This is a genomic window from Enterobacter sp. J49 (assembly GCF_002148625.1).
In the GTDB taxonomy this organism is placed as follows: domain Bacteria; phylum Pseudomonadota; class Gammaproteobacteria; order Enterobacterales; family Enterobacteriaceae; genus Enterobacter; species Enterobacter ludwigii.
Genome location: NZ_MWPY01000015.1, coordinates 17,237 through 38,495, shown reverse-complemented (window position 1 = coordinate 38,495; position 21,259 = coordinate 17,237). Strand labels below are relative to the sequence as shown.

Annotated in this window: 20 protein-coding genes and 2 tRNA genes; 15 read left to right on the top strand and 7 right to left on the bottom strand. The window is 53.3% G+C overall.

What is annotated here, in order from left to right:
- Window positions 1–28: 28 nt before the first annotated feature.
- Together mgsA and BJP35_RS01545 are read right to left on the bottom strand one after the other, a co-directional pair.
- Window positions 29–487, bottom strand: coding sequence for a methylglyoxal synthase (mgsA, locus tag BJP35_RS01550; protein ID WP_020884788.1), 459 nt, complete (start codon window positions 485–487; stop codon window positions 29–31).
- An 80-nt stretch (window positions 488–567) separates the two neighbouring features.
- Window positions 568–1,230, bottom strand: coding sequence for a DUF2057 family protein (locus BJP35_RS01545; protein WP_047742551.1), 663 nt, complete (start codon window positions 1,228–1,230; stop codon window positions 568–570).
- A gap of 172 nt (window positions 1,231–1,402) precedes the next feature.
- Between BJP35_RS01545 and BJP35_RS01540 the strand changes: the two genes are divergently transcribed.
- Window positions 1,403–1,819, top strand: a complete 417-nt coding sequence (locus BJP35_RS01540; RefSeq protein WP_025204532.1) for a CoA-binding protein — start codon at window positions 1,403–1,405, stop codon at window positions 1,817–1,819.
- Between the two features lie 33 nt (window positions 1,820–1,852).
- On the opposite strand, the gene hspQ is transcribed toward BJP35_RS01540, so the two are convergent.
- Window positions 1,853–2,170 carry a heat shock protein HspQ gene (gene hspQ / locus BJP35_RS01535; protein ID WP_013097248.1) on the bottom strand — a complete coding sequence of 106 codons (318 nt, stop codon included), beginning with the start codon at window positions 2,168–2,170 and terminating at the stop codon, window positions 1,853–1,855.
- Between the two features lie 60 nt (window positions 2,171–2,230).
- Window positions 2,231–3,421, bottom strand: a complete 1,191-nt coding sequence (gene rlmI / locus BJP35_RS01530) for a 23S rRNA (cytosine(1962)-C(5))-methyltransferase RlmI (protein WP_032677819.1) — start codon at window positions 3,419–3,421, stop codon at window positions 2,231–2,233.
- 175 nt (window positions 3,422–3,596) lie between these two features.
- Here rlmI and BJP35_RS01525 point away from each other — a divergent pair, with 175 nt between their 5' ends.
- Genes BJP35_RS01525 through yccX form a run of 3 tightly spaced genes read left to right on the top strand, consistent with a single transcriptional unit; the run spans window position 3,597 to window position 5,246 of the window.
- Entirely contained in the window at window positions 3,597–4,154 is a 558-nt protein-coding gene (locus BJP35_RS01525) for a kinase inhibitor (RefSeq protein ID WP_047742507.1), read from the top strand.
- A 7-nt stretch (window positions 4,155–4,161) separates the two neighbouring features.
- A complete protein-coding gene (locus BJP35_RS01520; RefSeq protein ID WP_047742509.1) occupies window positions 4,162–4,953 on the top strand; it encodes an AraC family transcriptional regulator in 792 nt (263 codons plus the stop codon).
- 11 nt (window positions 4,954–4,964) lie between these two features.
- Window positions 4,965–5,246 (top strand): acylphosphatase, encoded by a 282-nt coding sequence (gene yccX, locus BJP35_RS01515; RefSeq protein WP_020884783.1) that lies wholly within the window; start codon window positions 4,965–4,967, stop codon window positions 5,244–5,246.
- Here the strand turns inward: yccX and tusE are convergent.
- Together tusE and yccA are read right to left on the bottom strand one after the other, a co-directional pair.
- Entirely contained in the window at window positions 5,243–5,572 is a 330-nt protein-coding gene (gene tusE / locus BJP35_RS01510) for a sulfurtransferase TusE (protein WP_047742553.1), read from the bottom strand. The two genes, yccX and tusE, sit on opposite strands and share 4 nt — an antisense overlap.
- Window positions 5,573–5,660: 88 nt before the next feature.
- Window positions 5,661–6,320, bottom strand: a complete 660-nt coding sequence (gene yccA / locus BJP35_RS01505; RefSeq protein ID WP_014169445.1) for an FtsH protease modulator YccA — start codon at window positions 6,318–6,320, stop codon at window positions 5,661–5,663.
- 269 nt (window positions 6,321–6,589) lie between these two features.
- On the opposite strand from yccA, the gene BJP35_RS01495 reads away from it, so the two are divergent.
- From BJP35_RS01495 to BJP35_RS01485, 3 genes are all read left to right on the top strand, one after another.
- A complete protein-coding gene (locus BJP35_RS01495) occupies window positions 6,590–8,218 on the top strand; it encodes an ABC transporter substrate-binding protein (protein ID WP_047742512.1) in 1,629 nt (542 codons plus the stop codon).
- Between the two features lie 144 nt (window positions 8,219–8,362).
- Window positions 8,363–8,450: transfer RNA gene (locus BJP35_RS01490), tRNA-Ser, on the top strand.
- 133 nt (window positions 8,451–8,583) lie between these two features.
- Window positions 8,584–8,671, top strand: a tRNA-Ser gene (locus BJP35_RS01485).
- A gap of 109 nt (window positions 8,672–8,780) precedes the next feature.
- On the opposite strand, the gene BJP35_RS01480 is transcribed toward BJP35_RS01485, so the two are convergent.
- Window positions 8,781–9,032 (bottom strand): DUF4942 domain-containing protein, encoded by a 252-nt coding sequence (locus BJP35_RS01480; RefSeq protein ID WP_306298382.1) that lies wholly within the window; start codon window positions 9,030–9,032, stop codon window positions 8,781–8,783.
- Window positions 9,033–9,760: 728 nt separating this feature from the next.
- On the opposite strand from BJP35_RS01480, the gene tssB reads away from it, so the two are divergent.
- From tssB to BJP35_RS01440, 8 genes are all read left to right on the top strand, one after another.
- Entirely contained in the window at window positions 9,761–10,261 is a 501-nt protein-coding gene (gene tssB / locus BJP35_RS01475) for a type VI secretion system contractile sheath small subunit (protein WP_047742515.1), read from the top strand.
- 33 nt (window positions 10,262–10,294) lie between these two features.
- The gene (tssC, locus tag BJP35_RS01470; RefSeq protein ID WP_047742517.1) at window positions 10,295–11,842 is read left to right on the top strand and encodes a type VI secretion system contractile sheath large subunit; all 1,548 of its coding nucleotides are present in this window, start codon (window positions 10,295–10,297) and stop codon (window positions 11,840–11,842) included.
- A 13-nt stretch (window positions 11,843–11,855) separates the two neighbouring features.
- Window positions 11,856–13,205: a type VI secretion system baseplate subunit TssK gene (gene tssK / locus BJP35_RS01465; RefSeq protein WP_047742519.1), complete on the top strand. Its 1,350-nt coding sequence runs from the start codon at window positions 11,856–11,858 to the stop codon at window positions 13,203–13,205.
- The gene (gene tssL, locus BJP35_RS01460; protein WP_047742521.1) at window positions 13,202–13,891 is read left to right on the top strand and encodes a type VI secretion system protein TssL, short form; all 690 of its coding nucleotides are present in this window, start codon (window positions 13,202–13,204) and stop codon (window positions 13,889–13,891) included. The genes tssK and tssL overlap by 4 nt, the downstream gene beginning before the upstream one ends.
- A complete protein-coding gene (locus BJP35_RS01455) occupies window positions 13,891–15,570 on the top strand; it encodes an OmpA family protein (RefSeq protein WP_047742523.1) in 1,680 nt (559 codons plus the stop codon). Before tssL ends, BJP35_RS01455 begins: the two co-directional genes overlap by 1 nt.
- Window positions 15,571–15,572: 2 nt before the next feature.
- Window positions 15,573–16,064, top strand: coding sequence for an Hcp family type VI secretion system effector (locus tag BJP35_RS01450; protein ID WP_025204522.1), 492 nt, complete (start codon window positions 15,573–15,575; stop codon window positions 16,062–16,064).
- A gap of 162 nt (window positions 16,065–16,226) precedes the next feature.
- On the top strand, window positions 16,227–18,899 hold the full coding sequence (tssH, locus tag BJP35_RS01445) for a type VI secretion system ATPase TssH (protein WP_047742526.1): 2,673 nt from the start codon (window positions 16,227–16,229) through the stop codon (window positions 18,897–18,899).
- A complete protein-coding gene (locus BJP35_RS01440; protein ID WP_047742528.1) occupies window positions 18,896–21,253 on the top strand; it encodes a type VI secretion system Vgr family protein in 2,358 nt (785 codons plus the stop codon). Before tssH ends, BJP35_RS01440 begins: the two co-directional genes overlap by 4 nt.
- Window positions 21,254–21,259: the final 6 nt, after the last annotated feature.

Below are 21,259 nucleotides of genomic sequence, written 5' to 3'. Positions count from 1 at the left end.
GGTAAGCGTGTCGCCACCGGGCAAAAAACTACTTCAGTCTTTCGGAAAGATAGCGCTGATAATCCGGGATCAGGATCTCAACCGGTGAGTTGAAGTGCGGGGATTCAATGATGAAATCTGCCGTCGACAGGTTCGTCGCCACCGGAATATTCCATACCGTTGCCAGACGCAGCAGGGCTTTGACATCCGGGTCGTGCGGAACCGCATTCAGCGGATCCCAGAAGAAAATCAGTACATCAATTTTCCCTTCAGAAATCTGAGCGCCGACCTGCTGGTCGCCGCCCATCGGGCCGCTCAGCATGGCATTGACCTCCAGACCCGTTTCGCGGTGGATCAGGTTACCGGTTGTCCCGGTCGCTGAGAGAGCATGCTTTTCCAGCAATGGCTGATGGCGGCGAACCCAGTTAAGCAGCATTTGTTTACAGTGATCGTGCGCAACCAGAGCAATGTGTTTGCGTTCCGGTAGCGTGCGTGTTGTCAGTTCCATAATCTTATCCATCAGGTTAACTGACTACACGATGACGGGAACCGCCTGACGCTGCAAGAGAAAGGCGAAAAAAATGTGGCTTATGATGAAGGTTGTTGCTTCACCCACTGTAAAAAACGCGCCCGGGTCTCAGGATCGGCCTGCTGGAACCAGAATTTAAGACGCTGTTCCGTTAACGTCTGGGACTGTGGTGGAATAACATCCAGCTCTGAGACACCGGACAGCAGCGTACTGTCGTCGGCCATCCTGGTGGCAAACTGTGGAAGGGAAGCGCGTTTGCCCGCCTTGTTATAGATTTCGGTCGCGGCCTCGTAATCGGTGCCTTTCGGGGACGAGGTTAACGCCAGAATATCGAGTTTTACCGGAATCGGCATTGAATCCCCGTCCAGCAGTTCAAGGCGCGGAGAGGCGTCAAAGGCCGCCGACTCTTTTTCGGTTTCAAGACGCGGGAGGGTAATGTTCACCTGACTGACTTGCTGGGTATTAAAACTGACAATCAGCGGCGCAGAGATATACATGCGTTGTTCATGATTAGCGAGGCCGATGGTTTTTTCTACCCGCAATACCAGCTGGTGTGGCCCATTATCAAGTTCGATGCTGTCCGCACCGCGCAACAAGGAACTGGACACTTTTTTTCCGTCCAGCACCAGTAAATCAATATCCGTTGAAAGCCGTAGCGTGGTCGCAAAGACGCAAACTGGCATCACTAACGCAATCACAGCAGTGGCAATGCCGGTTTTCATAGAGGGCTCCTGTTGAAATGACTCGGCCGCGGTAATGTATCCAAATATTTCGATAATCACGTTTACTAACATATAGACATATTCTGCCGTTTTGCCCTCATGCATCTGCATGGGATGCATGGTTGAGATGTGCGCTTTGACGTACACTCATAAAAAAGTCTGGAGGAAAACCATGAAAGAGAACGAAATTGCCGAGATTCTGACATCGACGCGCACGATTGCACTGGTCGGGGCAAGCGATAAACCGGATCGCCCAAGCTACCGGGTGATGAAGTACCTTCTCGATCAGGGCTATCACGTCATCCCTGTGTCGCCGAAAGTGGCCGGTAAAACCTTACTCGGTCAGCAGGGATACGCCACGCTGAACGAGGTACCTGAAAAAGTCGACATGGTGGATGTTTTCCGCAATTCCGAGGCGGCGTGGGGAGTGGCACAAGAGGCCATCGCCATCGGCGCGAAAACGCTGTGGATGCAGTTGGGTGTCATTAACGAGCAGGCGGCGGTGCTGGCGCGAGAAGCCGGTCTGACGGTGGTAATGGACCGATGTCCGGCGATTGAGATTCCCCGTCTGGGGCTGGCGAAGTCATAAAAAAAGCCCGTTTATCGGGCTTTTTTTACACGCTTAGTTCCGCAGGCGCGGGGCCTGTAACTGTTTGCGGATAGTCTGAGCAAGTTCATCCATCGTGGGTTGCTCTGGATGCTCATCCTGCAGTTCGCTACTCAGCTGCGCTTCAGCAAGGTAGGTGTGAACGGGTTGTCCATCATCCCCCTCCATCACCACATGATACCAGGGCGCGGCGCGAAGCTCTGCATTAACCGCCAGCTCATCCGCTGACGGTTCATCAAGGGAATACTCCGGGTCGATATCCACGACCACACCCAAATACCCTAGCAAAGTGTGGCGGACCTGCTGGCCGATACCGAATTTGCTGGCAATCATAGTCACCTCCCGGGAAACACTACTTACACGTTATGTGCGGGCAATATTTCTCTTTTCAAGTTACATGACGCGACAGGCAAACCCTTTCAGATACAGCCCTTCCGGGTAGGTAGCGATCACCGGGTGATCGGCTGCCTGACGGAACTGTTCTATAAATTGTACATCACGACCAGCATCTATTGCGGCATCAGCGATGATTTTCTGAAATAAATCTGTGGTCATCAGGCCGGAGCAGGAGAAGGTGAGAAGCACTCCACCCGGGTTCAGCAGCTGGATGGCCAGCATGTTGATATCCTTATAGCCGCGGCAGGCACCCATCAGCTGACTTTTGTTCTCCACAAACTTCGGTGGATCCATCACGATGACGTCGAATTTCTCGCCCTGATCGCGATACTTACGCAGCAGCTTGAAGACGTCATCGCGAACAAACTCGGCTTTGCTCAGATCCAGCTTGTTCAGCTCGACGTTTTGTTTCGCCACGTCCAGCGCTTCCTGAGAGGTATCAACGCTGACAACCTGGGCACAGCCGCCCATCAGCGCCGAGACGGCGAAACCGCCGGTATAGGAGAAGCAGTTCAGCACGCGTTTGTCGGCAACATACTGGCGAGTGGCCAGGCGGCTGTCACGCTGGTCCAGGTAGTAACCCGTTTTATGGCCGCCCTGGATATCCACCAACAGCTTCATACCGTGCTCTTCGATTGGTAACAGGGCAGGCGGCAGTTCACCGGTGACCGGACCTTGCGTCAGCTCCATGCCCTCTTTTTTGCGCACTGCCACATCGCTGCGGTCATAAATGGCGCATTCCGGGAAAACCGATTGCAACGCGCTGATCAGCGCGGCACGTTGATATTCAGCTCCTGCGCTTAACAGTTGCAGTACCAGAAAGTTACCGAAGCGGTCGATCGTCACGCCAGGCAGACCGTCGGACTCACCGGCAATAACACGGTAGCTGTCCAGACCGTCACGCTTTGCCAGCCACTCACGCCACTGCTGCGCCTGCTGTAAACGACGAACGAAGAAATCAATATCGATCGTTTCATCTTTATCAAAGGTCCAGACGCGAGCGCGGATTTGGGACGCTGGCGAATATGCGCCTCGCGCTAACCATTTCCCCTGATGGTCAACGATATCGATGGTCTCTCCGAGGCTGGCTTTGCCTTCCATACGGGCTACTGCACCGGAAAAGACCCAGGGATGGCGGCGCAATAATGACTTCTCGCGCCCTTTGGCTAACACTAAACGTACACTCATAATTTGCTATTCTGTCGATTCCAGGGAAATGGCGCGTAGAGTAGCACATTCAGCAAGTCGCAATCATCTGCGGATGCCTTTGAGCGTTTCGGCACAAAATCAAATCGCTTAGGCACAGTGCTGCACTGCAGTGGGCTTTACAGTAGGGTTTCCGGTACAGCAAAGGGAAACACAAATGAAAAAGCGCCGTGCGATAGCAGTAACCACCCTGGCGGTGGTCAGTTTTCATGTTTTAGCGGCATCGTCGTTCACCATCAGCAGTCAGGATCTGGCCAGTGAACGCCCGTTGTCGCAACAGCAGGTGTTTGATGGGTTTGGGTGCCACGGTGGGAATCACTCTCCACAACTGGCGTGGAAAAATCCGCCTGTCGGGACGAAAAGTTTTGCAGTCACGGTATTTGACCCTGATGCCCCTACCGGAAGTGGATGGTGGCACTGGACGGTGGTCAATATTCCCCTCCAGACGCTGACGCTTCCCGCCGATGCCGGAAACCAGAAGGGTGAGACATTACCGGCCGGGGTTGTGCAGGGGCGTAATGATTTCGGTTATTCTGGTTTCGGCGGCGCATGTCCGCCCAAAGGGGATAAGCCGCACCGTTATCAGTTTACCGTCTGGGCGCTGGATGTGGATAAATTGCCTGTCGACAGGAATGCCAGCGGCGCGCTGGTGGGTTTTATGCTTAACAGTCACGTCCTGGCAAAGGCCAGCTTAACCGTTACCTACAGCAGATAAGGATGGCATGGTGCAGGGAGTCCAGTTTCAACATAAACATTTGACGGCTGGTGAAGTGAGTGCCAGTAAAATGCATCACCTGCACCAGGTTAAACTCTTTCTTCCTGCCATTTGCCATATCACTCACGGCAGTAAAGTGATTGTTCAGGACGATAACCGCCTGGTGGCGACGAAAGCGTCGCTGATCATTATTCCCGCCAATACGCCGCTGGAGATCATAAATCAACCCGCGAATGGTCTCTTTCGCTCTGACTTATTGATGTTGTCACCGGAGCTTCTGGCGGAGTTTAAAACGCATTACCTGAAATCCTGGCCGCGCACAGAATTACATTCCCTCTGTGCTCCCCTGAGTGAGGGGCTGGCATTTATGTGGAGTAACCTGCTGCATGCCGTGCGTCAGGATTTACCGGAGGCGTTACAAAAGCATCAGGCTTTCGGCCTTTTGCTGGCATTGCTTCATGACGGCGTCGCAGGGCCGTTGCTTATAGCGCGTAATAGCCACCTGTCCGAGCAGGTGCGGCAGTTCATCATGCTGTCGCCCGCCAGGGCCTGGACTGCACAGGATGTTGCCAGCCGCCTGGCATTGAGCGTGCCGACGCTACGCAGACGGTTACGCGAAGAGTCGCAGAGTTTTCGCCAGATTGTTGAGGAGGTGAGGATGGCCGTTGCGCTGTCACACTTACAGTCAACCCGGTTACCTATTGGCGAAATCGCATTACAATGTGGTTATCTTTCCAGCTCTCGTTTTACTGCCCGTTTCCGGCAACATTATGGCTGTTTGCCGAAAACGCTACGTTAAGGAGTAGAAAAATGTCAAAAATCTGCACAATCGCCTGGGTACACGGCATGGTTCAGGGCGTCGGATTCCGTTACAGCACGCAGCGCGAAGCTATGCAGCTGGGGCTCACGGGATACGCGCGAAACCGGGATGATGGCAGCGTTGAGGTGGTTGCCTGTGGTGATGCGGAGCAGGTTGAAAAGCTGGTGGCGTGGCTGAAAGCAGGTGGGCCGCGCAGCGCGCGGGTTGATAAGGTTTTAACCGAACCCCATCAACCCGGCCGGGAATACGTTAACTTCGGTATTCGCTACTAAATGCATTTCACCGGTTTTGGCAGGCCGGCAATTTTGGTGGCCTGTTTTGCCGGGCCTTTCGGGAACAGGCGATACAGGTAACGGCTGTTGCCTTTCTCTTCACCGAATTTATTGGCCATTGCCTTGACCAGCATGCGGATCGCCGGGGAGGTGTTGAATTCGAGATAGAATTCGCGCACAAAACGCACCACTTCCCAGTGTTCCGGGGAGAGGGCGATACCTTCGTTTTCGGCGATTTTTTCCGCCAGCGGCTCGCTCCACTGGCTGCTCTCTGTCAGATAACCGTCGTTATCAGTTTCAATCTCTTTACCTTCAAAACTCAACATAGTCATTCACGCGTCAGTCAAAAACCGCAGCAGTGTACCAAAAAACAAAGCCCCGCATAAGCGGGGCTCTGGTTCACAGCATTGTTGATTAATCGCGGCTGGCGAAGCCCAGGATGCTCAACAGGCTGACAAAGATGTTGTACAGCGATACATACAGGCTCACGGTGGCGCGGATGTAGTTCGTCTCACCACCGTGAATGATGTTGCTGGTTTCATACAGGATTGCGCCAGATGAAATCAGAATAAACACGGCGCTGATCGCCAGGTGCAGGGCAGGCAGCTGCAGGAAGATGTTTGCCACCATACCTACCAGCACCACCACGATACCTGCCATCAGCATACCGCCGAGGAAGGACATGTCCTTACGGGTGGTCAGCACGTAGGCCGAACAGCAGAAGAACACCAGCGCGGTACCGCCCAGCGCCATGCCAATCACGTCGCCCATACCGGCGGACAGATAGGCGTTAAGGATGGGCCCCAGGATATAGCCCAGGAAACCCGTAAAGGCGAACGCGGACAGAATACCCACCGGTTTATCAGCAGTTTTGTAGGTCAGGAACATTAGACCATACATCCCCACCAGCGTCAGGATCAGACCCGGTGACGGCAGCATCAGCACGGTGCTGGCCGTTGCGGTCATCGCCGAGAATGCCAACGTCAGGCTGAGCATGAAATAGGTATTGCGCAGCACCTTGTGGGTACTGAGTAGCGATGTGCGGTCGCGTGAAGAAGTAATTATACGATCCATGAGTCACTCTCTTATGACAGATGTAATTAGCGGAAAGAATAGGAAACGGCGCGCCAGTCTCAAAGTGGTTTTACCCATCTTTACTCAGGACGTTAGCGTTACTGCTGGTTGTTTATTCTTCAGAAAACCTTTTCAGCAGAATGAACAACGGTTTGCTTCATTTATTCAGATCAAGCTCTTATAGGTTACTGAAAAATATTGCGTTATTACACGTTGAGCGCTAAGTGTTATTTCCGGATCGTCAAAAAACAGACAATAAGGCGAAGGAAATGAAACCACAAGCACGCACGCGCTTTACACTCTCTTTGTTAACGGCAGGGATCCTGTGCGCCAGCACGGCGACCTGGGCGGCTAACGTGCCAGCAGGAACACAGCTGGCGGATAAACAGGAACTGGTCAGAAACAACGGTAATGAACCGGCCTCACTCGACCCGCATAAAGTCGAAAGCGATGTCGAATTCAATATTATCAGCGATATCTTCGAAGGGCTGGTTAGCGTTTCTCCAACTGGTGAAATACAGCCACGGCTGGCAGAAAAATGGGAGAACAAAGACAACACCGTCTGGACTTTTCATCTGCGTCCAGGCATCACATGGAGTGACGGCACCGCGATTACCGCGCAGGATGTGGTCTGGAGCTGGCAGCGTCTGACAGACCCCAAAACCGCCTCACCGTATGCCAGCTATCCGGGCAACATGCATATTGTTAACGCCGCTGATATCGCTCAGGGGAAAAAAGCACCGGATACGCTGGGTGTAAAAGCCGTTAACGATACCACGCTTGAGGTCACGCTAACTCAACCTAATGCCGCATTCCTTGCCATGCTGGCCCATCCGTCGCTGGTGCCGGTGGATAAGGTGCTGATTGGCCGGTTTGGTGATAAGTGGACCAAACCGGAGCATATCGTCACCAGCGGAGCGTATAAACTGTCGCAGTGGGTGGTTAACGAGCGCATCGTGGCGGAGCGTAACCCGCGCTACTGGGATAACGCACATACCGTTATCAATAAAGTGACCTATCTGCCGATCACCTCCGAGGCCTCGGATGTAAACCGTTTTAAAGCAGGTGAAATCGATATTGTTTATACGGTGCCGATCAACCAGTTTGCCCAGCTCAAGAAAACCCTGGGTAGCCAGCTGGATGTCTCCCCGCAGCTTGCCACCTATTACTATGAATTCAACACCACCCGGCCGCCATTCAACGACGCGCGTGTACGTAAGGCGCTGAACATGGCGCTGGATAAAGAGATCATTGCCGGGAAGGTATTAGGGCAGGGGCAGCGTCCGGCGTGGCTTATCAGCCAGCCAGATATTGGCGGTGTGACGCTCCAGAATCCGGACTATGCCAGCTGGCCGATGGATAAACGTATCGAAGAAGCGAAAAAGCTGCTGGCCGAAGCAGGCTTTAACGCCAGCCATCCGCTGCGTTTTAACCTGCTCTATAACACCTCTGAATCGCACCAGCGCATCGCGATTGCCGCCAGTTCGATGTGGAAGAAAAACCTTGGGGTGGAGGCGAAGCTGCAAAATCAGGAATGGAAAACGATGCTCGATACGATGCATACCCACGATTTTGACGCAGTGCGCTACGCCTGGATTGCCGATTACGACGATGCTGCCACTTTCCTGAACAACTTCCGTACCGGTGACAGCGAAAACACCAGCCAGTACAGCAATCCGGAGTATGACCAGGCGCTGGTGAACGCCGCGAAAGCCAAAACAGCGGCAGAGCGCGGTAAGTTCTATCAGCAGGCGGAAGATTTGCTGGCGCGCGATGTGCCTGCCATTCCGGTTTATCACTATGTCCGCACGCACCTGGTCAAACCGTGGGTGGGAGGATTCACGCCGGACAAGCTGGGGTACTATTTCACCAGGGACATGTATATCAAAAAACACTGAGCATGAACGCTGAATTTTGTGCTGATAAAATGGCCGATACGTTGTCTATTCAACCGATTAAACGCGTTTTGGCTATTTTTAAAGCGAACGAATGCGGTCACTCTTTACAGCATGCGGAGAGGTGTTTATAGTTCGCCTCACTTAGGAAGTGTGGCCGAGCGGTTGAAGGCACCGGTCTTGAAAACCGGCGACCCGAAAGGGTTCCAGAGTTCGAATCTCTGCGCTTCCGCCAGACATAAAAGCCCTGCGATAGTCATATCGCGGGGCTTTTTGCTTTTAAGGGGCATGGATAGCACCCGCAGAAAAAAATAGAAAAATTCCTGCTTTACAAGGCGCTAATAGATGTTTATAGTGCGCCTCACTTTGGAAGCGTGGCCGAGCGGTTGAAGGCACCGGTCTTGAAAACCGGCGACCCGAAAGGGTTCTAGAGTTCGAATCTCTACGCTTCCGCCAAATTTGAAACCCAGGTCGTTATGCGACCTGGGTTTTTTGTTTTTGTCGGTTTTCAGTATGCCATTGCCGTCTGGCTTGTGTCGGTGGGGCTAAGAATTCATCGGACGGATTAGTAACCGGCATCTGTTACATCTTGCTCCTGGTGTTCCAGGATAATGCCAGCGATGATGTCATTGGGGTTATCCACCCGTTCTGGTCGTTTAATGACGTGAGTCGTTCCCTTCTCAAAATAGTTAATCGCAAACATCTCATCTTCATAACGATTGCAATGCCTGTTTTCATCAATGAGAGCATTCAGTCGTCTGGTTACATTTTCATGGTTATCGGATGTAGCCACACGATCTAAGGGAATCAGCTTCACAGGTACGCCCTTATGCATATAACTTACGGAACGATCGACACCCTTCCGAATTTTTTCAAACTACACAGAACAGGTTGTTGTTCAAGGTCGTACCCACTCCTCGAACGATACCTGAGATGTACATATCACGAGTACTGGGGCGAGGCATGCAAAAATCCCCTGCGATATTTGTTTTTCTGATGAAAATAATAAGACCCATTTAAATAAATAATAAAAATGGTGAAGGCCAGTAAATGTCGCCAATTTTTCACACAGGCAGGCACGTTCTGCCTTTCATTTTTTGATAAAAGTACAAAATCAGATATTTCATGTGATTGATGAGATTTTATACAAAGTTGCCCCTAAATTAAATTGATCACTTACTGTACACCCTTATTTCATAAGGGTTAAAGGGGTATGCAAGAAAATTCTTATAAATCAGAAAGATGATCTTTGGCTGTCAGGATTTCTATGGGAAATATTTTGTTACATTTTTTGATTTCCGATCGGGCGGGGAACGTTCCTACACTCCGGCCATTGGGTCTTATCCGAAATTTTTTCATTTCAGACAAATACTCAAAAACACAATGTCGATATGCTGGTGAATGGAATGTGCCCGCTTTTAATTCCGGGGTTTTGATTTTCGTCCGATGACGTGAGCCTGGAAGTTGTTCTGGCTGGGTTTGCCTTTCTTATTAATTTCTCACTGGCATTGACCGTTTTTATAACTCCATAAAACAGGGATAGCCATGTCTAACTCTTCTTTTCAGTCCGAAATACCCAAGGCACGTATTAATTTAAAGCTTGATTTGCATACGGGCGGAGCGAGCAAGAAAACTGAGCTCCCCCTGAAATTACTGGTGGCGGGAGACTTCAGTAATGGTCAGGAGACTGCACCACTATCGGAGCGTAGAAAAGTTAATCTGAATAAAAACAACTTTGACTCTGTACTTTCCGAATATTCCCCAATCGTAAATATTACCGTTAAAAACACGCTTGCTGGTGATGGCAGTGAAGACAACATCAATCTGACATTCCAGAGTATTAATGATTTCTCTCCGGAGCAGGTTTCGCGGCAAATACCTCAGCTGAAGGCCATGCTCTCCATGCGCAACTTGCTTCGCGATTTAAAAGCAAACCTGCTTGATAACCAGGCTTTCCGAAAAGAGCTGGAAAAAATTCTTCTCGACCCTGCATTAAGTGCAGAACTCAGAGCCGAACTCTCAGCCCTGGCTCCGAAACAGCCATAACGGCCATATGCTTTTAACGGATTAATAAGGAATATGTTGATGTCTGTAAAAAATGAGAATGCCGCGGGTAACGAGAGTGTAGTGCTTGAACGTCCTGCAGCAGGCGGGGTATATGCGTCCCTGTTTGAAAAAATCAATCTTAACCCTGTCTCTGAGCTAAGTGCGCTTGATATCTGGCAGGATGCACAGGCGATGTCGGATGCAACAGCAGACGAACGTTTAACTGCCGGCATGAAGGTGTTCCTGGAATGTCTGACAAAAGCGGGCTCAAAAGTTGAGAAACTCGATAAAAACCTGATTGACCACCATATCGCGGAACTGGATTACCAGATCAGCCGTCAGCTTGATGCTGTTATGCATCATGAAGACTTTCAGGCGGTAGAAAGTCTGTGGCGCGGTGTGAAATCTCTTGTCGACAAAACCGATTTTCGCCAGAACGTGAAAGTTGAACTACTGGATATGTCTAAAGAAGACCTGCGTCAGGACTTTGAAGACTGCCCGGAAATCGTCCAAAGCGGGCTGTATAAACATTCATATATTGATGAGTATGATACCCCCGGTGGCGAGCCGATTGCTGCGCTGATTTCCGCTTACGAATTTGATGCGTCTGCGCAGGATGTAGCCCTGCTGCGCAACATCTCTAAAGTGTCTGCGGCTGCACATATGCCGTTTATCGGTTCTGCCGGCCCGAAATTCTTCCTGAAAGACAACATGGAGGACGTGGCGACCATTAAAGATATCGGTAATTACTTTGACCGCGCTGAGTACATCAAGTGGAAATCCTTCCGCGAGACGGATGATTCCCGCTATATCGGTCTGGTCATGCCGCGTGTACTGGGGCGCCTGCCTTATGGTCCGGATACCGTACCTGTGCGTAGCTTCAACTACGTCGAAGAAGTGAAAGGTCCGGATCATGACAAATACCTGTGGACCAACGCCTCGTTTGCCTTTGCATCCAACATGGTACGCAGCTTCATTAACAACGGCTGGTGTGTACAAATTCGTGGCCCGCAGGCCGGTGGCGCCGTTCAGGACCTGCCTATTCATCTGTACGACCTCGGTACCGGCAATCAGGTAAAAATCCCGTCTGAAGTGATGATCCCGGAAACCCGTGAGTTTGAGTTCGCGAATCTGGGCTTCATTCCACTTTCCTACTACAAGAATCGCGATTACAGCTGTTTCTTCTCGGCGAACTCCACGCAGAAGCCGGCCACGTATGACACCGCTGATGCTACTGCCAACAGCCGCATCAACGCCCGTCTGCCTTACATCTTCCTGCTGTCGCGTATCGCGCACTACCTGAAGCTCATTCAGCGCGAAAACATCGGCACCACTAAGGATCGTCGTCTTCTGGAGCTGGAGCTGAACACCTGGGTTCGCGGTCTGGTGACGGAAATGACCGATCCCGGCGATGAGCTGCAGGCGTCCCACCCACTGCGCGATGCGAAAGTGGTGGTGGAAGATATCGAAGATAACCCGGGCTTCTTCCGCGTGAAGCTGTACGCCGTGCCGCACTTCCAGGTAGAAGGGATGGACGTCAATCTGTCACTGGTATCCCAGATGCCGAAAGCCAAAGCATAGGGCAGGAGCAGGGATGAAAATATATCGTCCACTGTGGAACGAGGGGGCTTTACTGTCCCCTCAACAGTTCCAGCAGCAGGCTGAATGGGAGTCTTTTCGCGGTGCCGGTGCATCAGCGCTAGCATCCCCATTCCCCTGGGGGGTAGAAAAGATTGAGTTTAATGACAGCCTTCTTTCGTCTGGTCTGATCCAGATTACGCAGCTACGCCTCTGGCTGGACGATGGATCGCTGATTGATGCTCAAAGGAGCGATCTGCCTCCACGTCCACGGGAGTTAGATGCCAGCCAGCTGGCAGGTCTCGATTCCGTAACCGTTGTCATCGCACTGCCTCACATGCAGCCGGGTATTGCCAACGTAGAACAGGAAGGTGTTACCGCAGACCGCCCGCTCCGCTATCGCGAGGAATGGGTGACGTTGCAGGATGCCTTCGGGTCCGAAGAAGAATCCATAGCCGTTGCCCGGTATAATTTCGCCATCCGGTTTGCCCATGAAAGCAATGATTCCTGGAAAGTGTGCCCGGTGGCCAGACTGATCCGTGATGGACAAAATGCATGGCGACTGGATCCGTCCTTTATTCCGCCCGTTGCGTCTTTTGCCGCAAGCCCTGTCCTTCGCGAACGTCTGGTGCTACTCAATCGTCAGTTACGCTCCCGGCGCCAGCGTCTGATGACGATGCGTCGTGAAAGCAACGAAAGGCTCGCCGATTTTGCCGTCGCCGATGTTTCCCTTTTCTGGTTGCTGAATGCACTGAATTCTCACGCCAGAGTGCTGACAGAATACGAACGTTTTCCTTCCCGGCCACCTGAACAGGTGTGGGCGGAGCTTGCACGTCTGGCAGGCAGTATGCTGACCTTTTCCCTGAATCATGATCTTGACGCCATTCCGGGTTATGACCACGAGGAACCGGCCAATGCGTTTCCTCCGCTGTTTGACCTGATCACGGGTTTGCTGGAGGCCAGTCTGCCATCCCGGGTCATTGCCCTGGAAATGTCCCGCCCGGACGGACAGACATGGAAAGCCAACCTCCACGATATCCGCCTGCGTGAAGAGGCCGACCTCTGGCTCTCTGTGCGCTCCGATATCCCGGCCTGGCAGGTCGCCGAGAAATTCCCTGCACTCTGTCAGGCAGGTTCACCTGATGATGTTAGCGAGATCTATGGTGCGGCACTTAAGGGTATCCCGTTGATCCCGGTGAGCAGGGTCCCGGCAGCGTTGCCTGTACGCATGGAAAACCAGTACTTCGCACTCGATATGGAAAGCCCCGCTGCGCATGAAATGCAGGAGCAGGGCGTATGCATGTTCTATGTGCCTGAGTTGCTTGGTGCTCTTGAACTTGAACTGTTCGCGGTATTGCGCTCATGAGACAGGATATCGACATCGACCAACTGATGGCGGAGACCTGGCTTACCGTCACTATGCTTAAAAAAGGTGCCGTTACGCTTAATGGCACTGCGCTTTACAACAAATGCGTTAAACAGGTTCAAAGTGTGCGGGAAGCGCTGGAGCGTGCCGGCTATGACGACGCCAGTGTGGAGCATATTTCCTACGCACAATGTGCCTTGCTGGACGAAACGGTGATGAGCCGTAAGTCTGAAAAAGGCGAGGAAGGAGAGGAGCCGAAAGTTGATGAAGGCCAGGTGGCCTGGCGTAAAGCGCCGCTTCAGGCCCGTTTTTTTGGCTCATTCCGGGCAGGCGAAGCGTTGTGGGATCGGATTGCAGAGGTTCTGCGTCAGCCCTCACCTAACCCGGCCGTTTTAACCTGCTATCACCGGGTGATAGCGCTGGGTTTTCAGGGGTTATACAGCCTGAAAACGGTCAGCCAGTCGGAGCGTGATGAGGTAGTGAAAGCCCTTTCTGAACGGGTTTCTCCGCCTGATGCAGACCTGTCTCTGATTGTTAACCGGATGGGGAAACATCGTTGGAGTCTGATGCGCTCAGTCTGGTTCTGGATAGCGCTCGCCGTCATTCTTACCGGCGTTATCTGGTGGGGTGGTCACCTCTGGCTCCAGTCATTGTTGTCGGCACAAATACCGGAGCTGCATGGCTAATGCGTAGAACAGTCATCATTCCGGTCGTCCTCCACGCCCTGGTAGCCGTTGCCACGTTGCTGTGGTTGCTGTGGTATTTCATCCCGACAGGCAACGTTTTTAAAGGCCTGGCCACTCTGCTGATCCTCCTTCTGGCAGGCTGGACTGTTTTTAAAAACTGTCGGAGTGAAGAGCACACATCTGACGTTACCCTCCCGGCTGCTGAACTGCCATTACTCGACACCCAGAGCCCCGTTGTACTGGTGTGTGGTGACATGCTGGAAGCGTTGTTCCAGGGAGGCCCTCTGCGTAAAACAGCCCAGGGATGGTGGCTTCGGGCCGGTGACGTCAGCCGGTTAACTGACGTTGTCCGCAGCATACAGAAACAATTCCCTCGGCAGGTTGGTCAGCTTTCGGTGATGTATCGCTGCCTGCCAGATGAACATCAGGATGAAGCGGTACTGCGCTCCACACTGAAAACGCTCCGCCAGCAGTGTAAACAAATTAAATCCCTGACGGGTTTCACACTGCCGGTGGTGGTGAATGCCGAATTTTCCGGGCCCGAAACGCCGTGGATCATCGTTCGCGGTGACAAGCCGATAGTCTGTCCGGTTAATGATTCGCCTCAGGCGTTTATTGACTGGCAGCAGGCGGAAGACAATATCCTGCTACTGCCAACTGTCAGCCAGGCATTTTCCTTTATCCGTAATACGCTGACTGATGAGCTGGAGAAACCGGACCGGCTAACGCCGCCTGTACGTGTTTTTTCCGTGGCCATGCGCCTCGGCGTGGTCAATCCTGAGGCTCAGTCAGTCTGGTCCACCTGGCTTTGTGCCCGGACCTGCTTGCAGTTTTCTCTCCAGCCCGGTCAGTCAGTTCTGGCAACCCTTTTCCCGGATGCCGTTCTGCCACTTCTGGCACCTTTTGCATCAACCGTTCAGGGGGGGCAGCGTACCCGCCGCCTGGTGCTGCTGATGTGGCTGTGCGCGCTGACCGCATTGGGTATTTCCGCGCTCAATAATCGTGACCTCATCCGTCAGGTGAGTGCCGATTTACAGCGCTGGAACGCGATCCCGATGAATCACTACCGTCCTAAAGCGGACTCGCTGGCTGCTCTGAAACAGGATGCACTTCTGCTTGAACGCTGGCAACGGCAGGGAGAGCCTTTACGTTACAGCCTGGGCTATTACCCGGGACAACGCCTGTGGCTGGCCTTGCAGCAGGCCATTGATACCTGGACACCTCCACCTGCCCCTGAACCAAAACCGGTCCCGAAAATAGTTCGTCTCGATAGCATGTCGCTTTTCGATTCCGGCAAATCAGCGCTCAAAGAGGGGTCAACCAAAATACTCGTCAACGCGCTGGTGGGGATCAAAGCCAAACCGGGCTGGCTGATCGTGGTCAGCGGCCACACAGACAATACCGGTAGCATACAGCTCAATCAGACCTTGTCTTTACAACGCGCTGAAGCCGTCCGTAACTGGATGCGTGATACCGGGGACGTCCCGGAGAGTTGCTTTGCCGTTCAGGGCTACGGCAACAGCCGACCGATTGCTTCAAACGATACGCCTGATGGCCGTGCGCATAACCGGCGTGTCGAGATCAGTCTGGTACCGCAGGCTGACGCCTGTCGTCTGCCAGGCGCAAAACATGCGTCACAGGATGTACGTGACGTTTCAACTCAAGAAATGGAGAAGTAAACATGGCAATCCCAGTTTATCTGTGGCTGAAAGACGATGGCGGCGCTGACATCAAGGGCTCTGTAGATGTGAAAGATCGCGAAGGAAGCATCGAAGTTGTTGCTCAGGAACACACACTGTATATCCCGACTGATAACAACACTGGAAAGCTGACCGGAACCCGCATTCACACGCCGTTCCTGTTTACCAAGGAAATCGACTCTTCCAGCCCGTATCTGTACAAAGCCGTGACCACGGGCCAGACCCTGAAGTCTGCTGAGTTCAAGTGGTACAAGATCAACGATGCCGGTCAGGAAGTTGAGTATTTCAACACCAAACTGGAAAACGTCAAGCTGGTGAAAGTTGCACCAAAAATGCACGACATCAAGGATGCGGCTTTCGAGAAGCATAACCACCTTGAGCAGATCGAACTGCGCTACGAAAAAATCACCTGGACCTACAAAGACGGCAACATCATTCATTCCGATTCCTGGAACGAAAGAACCACCGCGTAAAAACCAGGCGGACAGTTTCCCTCTGTCCGCCTTTTATTTTGTTCCGCACAGCGCCTGCCAGACGGACGCTTTGCAGAGCAGTTTGACCATTTATCGGCATGAACCTTATGGGCATCGGTTGACGGCCAGGGGCGGTAGCGTGCCTGAATACGAGGGAACGACATGGAACATCATTCAGCAGTCCTGTTACGACGACTTAACCCTTACTGCGCCAGAGCGCTGGAAGGTGCAGCCTCTTTATGCCAGACCCGTGCGCATGCAGAAATCACACCTGAGCACTGGTTGTTAAAATTACTGGAGCAGGGCGAAGGTGATCTGACCGTTCTCGCCCGCCGTTATGAATGGGATATGGATACCGTCTGGCAGTCACTCCTGAGCTGGCTGGATGCACAGCCACGTTCTGTCCGCACCCGACCGGAGCTCTCAGCGTCTCTCCAGACCCTGCTGAAACAGGCCTGGCTTGCCGCCACGCTTGCCGGAGATGAGCAGATCCGCAGCGTACATTTGCTCGCGGCCATGGTTGAAACGTCCGGGCTGACACGCTGTGATGGCCTCTGGCCTTTGATGACGCTGACCACCAGCCAGCTGGAAAGGTTACGTCCCTTGCTGGAAGCCCAGTCGGATGAGCGGCATGACGTTGTGCTCAGTGAGAAGCCTTGCAATGTCAGCATTATTGGGCGGGCCGCACCGTTACAGCATGAAGCACAACACCAGGCTGAAGGAGGAAGTGCGCAGCCTGCCGTTTCACAGGAAGAGTCCGTTCTCAATCGCTTTACGGTCGATGTGACCGCCCGTGCCCGGGAAGGAAAGATTGACCCGGTCTTTGGACGTGATAACGAAATCCGTCAGATGGTGGACATTCTCTCCAGACGCCGTAAGAACAACCCGATCCTGGTCGGTGAACCCGGCGTGGGTAAAACGGCCCTGGTTGAAGGACTGGCGCTGCGTATCGCTGAAGGTAATGTGCCCGAAAGTCTTAAGCCTGTCATCGTCAGGACACTGGATCTGGGCTTGCTTCAGGCGGGGGCAGGTGTAAAGGGTGAATTTGAGCAGCGCCTGAAGAATATCATCGACGCCGTCCAGCACTCCCCGGTGCCGGTGCTGCTCTTTATCGATGAAGCACACACCATCATTGGTGCCGGTAATCAGGCGGGCGGGGCAGATGCAGCCAACCTGCTGAAACCTGCACTGGCTCGCGGTGAACTGCGAACCATTGCTGCCACAACCTGGAGTGAATACAAGCAGTACTTCGAACGTGACGCAGCCCTGGAGCGCCGGTTCCAGATGGTCAAGGTTGATGAGCCCGATGATGACACCGCCTGCCTGATGCTGCGTGGCCTGAAATCACGCTATGCCGAACACCACGGTGTACATATTACCGGCGATGCCGTCCGCGCAGCGGTGACGTTGTCCCGTCGTTATCTGACCGGACGCCAGTTGCCAGATAAAGCAGTGGACCTGCTGGATACCGCAGCGGCCCGGGTGCGGATGAGCCTGGACACGCTGCCGGAACAGCTTACCCGGTTGCAGGCTGAACTGACTGCGCTTGGCATGGAGCAGCAGGAGTTACTGGAAGATATTTCGCTGGGTAACAGTGTTGATGCCAGTCGTCTGCCGCAGATTGAACAACGGACCCAGGCGCTCAGTCAGCAAAAAATGGCCCTTCAGTCACAGTATGAGACCGAGAAGCAGCTCACCGACTCGCTGAAAGCCTGCCGTGAAGACATCAGCCGCCAGGAGGAACTCTCCGCCCTTCAGCACGAGCTTTCTCAGATTCAGAATAACAGTCCACTGCTGGGTCTGGATGTTGATGTCCGCACCGTCGCGACCGTGATCGCCGACTGGACAGGGGTTCCTCTCTCGTCGCTGATGAAGGACGAGCAAACCGAATTACTGACGCTTGAAGAACAGCTGGCAACCCGTGTAGTTGGCCAGAGTCCTGCACTGAATGCCATTGCCCAGCGCCTGAGAGCGTCAAAAACCGGACTGACGCCGGAAAACGGTCCGCAGGGTGTGTTTTTACTGGTGGGTCCAAGCGGAGTGGGTAAAACAGAAACCGCACTGGCGCTGGCTGACGTTATGTATGGCGGTGAAAAATCGCTCATTACTATCAACCTGTCGGAATACCAGGAGCCGCACACCGTTTCGCAACTGAAAGGCTCTCCACCGGGGTATGTAGGATACGGCCAGGGCGGCATTCTCACCGAGGCTGTGCGCAAGCGGCCCTACAGCGTGGTGCTGCTGGATGAAGTGGAGAAAGCACACCGGGATGTGATGAACCTGTTTTATCAGGTGTTTGACCGGGGCTTTATGCGCGACGGGGAAGGGCGTGAAATTGATTTCCGCAATACCGTGATCCTGATGACCTCCAACCTGGGCAGTGACCCGCTGATGCAGTTGCTGGAAGAACAACCAGAAGCCACTGAGAGCGATCTGCACGAGTTGTTACGTCCGATCCTGCGCGATCACTTCCAGCCCGCGCTGCTGGCTCGCTTCCAGACGGTGATATACCGCCCACTGGCAATAGATGCCATGCGTACCATCGTCGATATGAAGCTGGCACAGGTGAGCACACGCCTGCAACGGCACTACGGTATTTCCACTCACATTGATGAAAGCCTCATCGACACGCTGACGACAGCGTGTCTGCTGCCGGACACCGGAGCCCGCAACGTGGATAGCCTGCTTAATCAGCAGATCCTGCCGGTTCTGAGCCAGCAGTTACTAAGCCATATGGCAGCAAAACAAAAGCCTTCCTCGCTACAGCTGACCTGGGATGATGAAGAGGGCATTGTGCTGGCCTTCGATGAAAACACAGAAGTGGTGGCGTCATGACCGATTCTTTAATAAGCAAGGCAAACAGCCAGATACAACAACTGCTGGGCCAGTCACGCTATCGCGTTGACGTGCATGGCTGCACTGAGTTTCTGGATGTGCTGTGCTTCAGTGCGGTGGAGTCACTCAGCCAGCCCTGGCGGTATGACGTGGCGGTGACCTGCACCTCTGCGGATATCGCCTGCGACACGTTACTGCTGAAACCGGCGTCATTTACTTTCCAGACACCCGTGTTTGACGGGACACCAGCGCTGCCGGTCCGGACGATATTCGGCGTGGTTAAGTCATTTCGGCGCGTGTCCACCTCGAATGATGAGACCCGTTACGCTCTGACGATCGTTCCACGTATCGCCCTTCTGGACTATACGAAAGGGAGCGAAATCTACCTCAATCAGTCAGTTACAGAAGTGGTTGAACGGGTATTGCGTAAGCACGGACTTGAAGGTCCTGATTTTGAGTTCCATCTGTCTCGTGACTATCCGGCCCGCGAACTCATTACCCAGTGGCGGGAAACCGATCTGGCATTTATCCAGCGCCTGCTGGCGGAGGTGGGCATTTACTGGCGCTATGAAATGGACAGCCGTCTTGAGCAGGACGTGGTGATTTTTCAGGACAGCCAGCAGCAGTATGAATTTGGTGTCACGCTGCCATTACGCAACCAGGCAGGGATGAGTGACAGCGGGCAGGAGAGCATCTGGGATATTCAGACCTCATATAACGTGGTAAGCGGAAGTGTGGCCACTCGTGACTACAACTACCATGATGCACTGACGCCTCAGGACAGCGCCGAAAGTATTTTCAGCAAAGAGGGGATCACCACCGGGGAAACATACCATTATGCGGAGCCTTTCCTGACAGCAGGTGACGCTGAAAGTACAGAGACCGGGGCATACTTCGCCCGTCTGCGTCACGAACGCATTCTGAACGCGCAGTATCACGTCAAAGGTCATTCCTCCAGCCCTCATCTGGCACCGGGTCAGGTACTGGAAACGGACGGCTCATTAGCCGATGCCGTAAAAGGCGGTATCGTCATCACCACGGTACGCACCAGCGGTTCACGCAAAAGTAGCTTTACGCTGACGTTTGAGGGCATCCCCTATAGCGAAACCGTCTGCTGGCGTCCGGCATTACTTAATCGCCCGGTCATATCCGGCTCGCTTCCGGCCCGGGTGGAAAGCACTCAGAAAGGCGATACCTACTCCTGGCTCGACCCGGAAGGGCGCTACCGGGTGAAACTGGACTTCGACCGCAACAGTCCGGAACAGGGCTATGCCTATTTGTGGCTTCGGCTGGCAAAACCCTATGCCGGTGATACCTACGGATTCCACTCCCCGCTTATCGACGGAACGGAAGTGGCCATCGTATTTGACGGCGGAGACCCGGATCGTCCCTACATCGCTTATGCCCTGCATGATTCAGAACATCCGGACCATGTCACCAGTGACAATCATACGCGGAACGTCTGGCGCACTCCGGCGAACAATAAGTTGCGGATGGAGGATAAGCGCCAGGAAGAGCATATCAAGCTCGCAACGGAATATGGCAAAACGCAGCTGAACATGGGATACCTGGTCAACAGCCAGCGTGAAAAGCGCGGGGCCGGTTTTGAACTGCGAACGGATGAACATGGCGCTGTACGTGCGGCAAAAGGGCTGTTCCTGACGGCGGATGCCCAGGCCAAAGCCCAGGGACCGGTACTGGAAATGGCGCCTGCGATTAACCAGATTAACCAGGCCAACAGCCAGATGCAGGCGCTGAACAGCGCTGCTGAAGCCGCCGGAGCACTGGTCTGCGACATCAATACCCAGATTAGTCTCGTGACCGACAAAATCAAAGACCTTCAGTCTGCGGTCCTGCTGGGGAGTGCTCCACAGGGCGTGGCATTTACCTCAGGTGAACACCTTCAGCTCAGCAGTACCCGCAATACCATGATCAATGCAGGGCAGCATCTTGATGTCGGTGCGATGAAAAATTTGTCCGTGAGCGTTGAAAAAGCGCTTGGTCTGTTTGTGCATAAAGACGGGGCGAAGCTGGTTGCCAACCAGGGTGACATCGAGATTCAGGCTCAGCACAACACGATGGCCCTGTTTTCTGAAAAGCAGCTGACGGTGACCAGTAGTGAAGACGAAATTATTATCAGCACGCCTGAAACACTGACGCTTAACGGTGGTGGTTCTTATCTGCGCCTGAATAAGAACGGTATTGAGCATGGCTCTGAAGGGATGATGATAATGAAAGTGGCTAGTTACCTGGTGCCGGGGACCGGTGCCAGCCAGCAGATGGATACACCGGACTTTAAAGTGACGAACGTCACGGTCACAACTAAAAACTCCGCCAAATGGACGAGTGAATAACAAGGA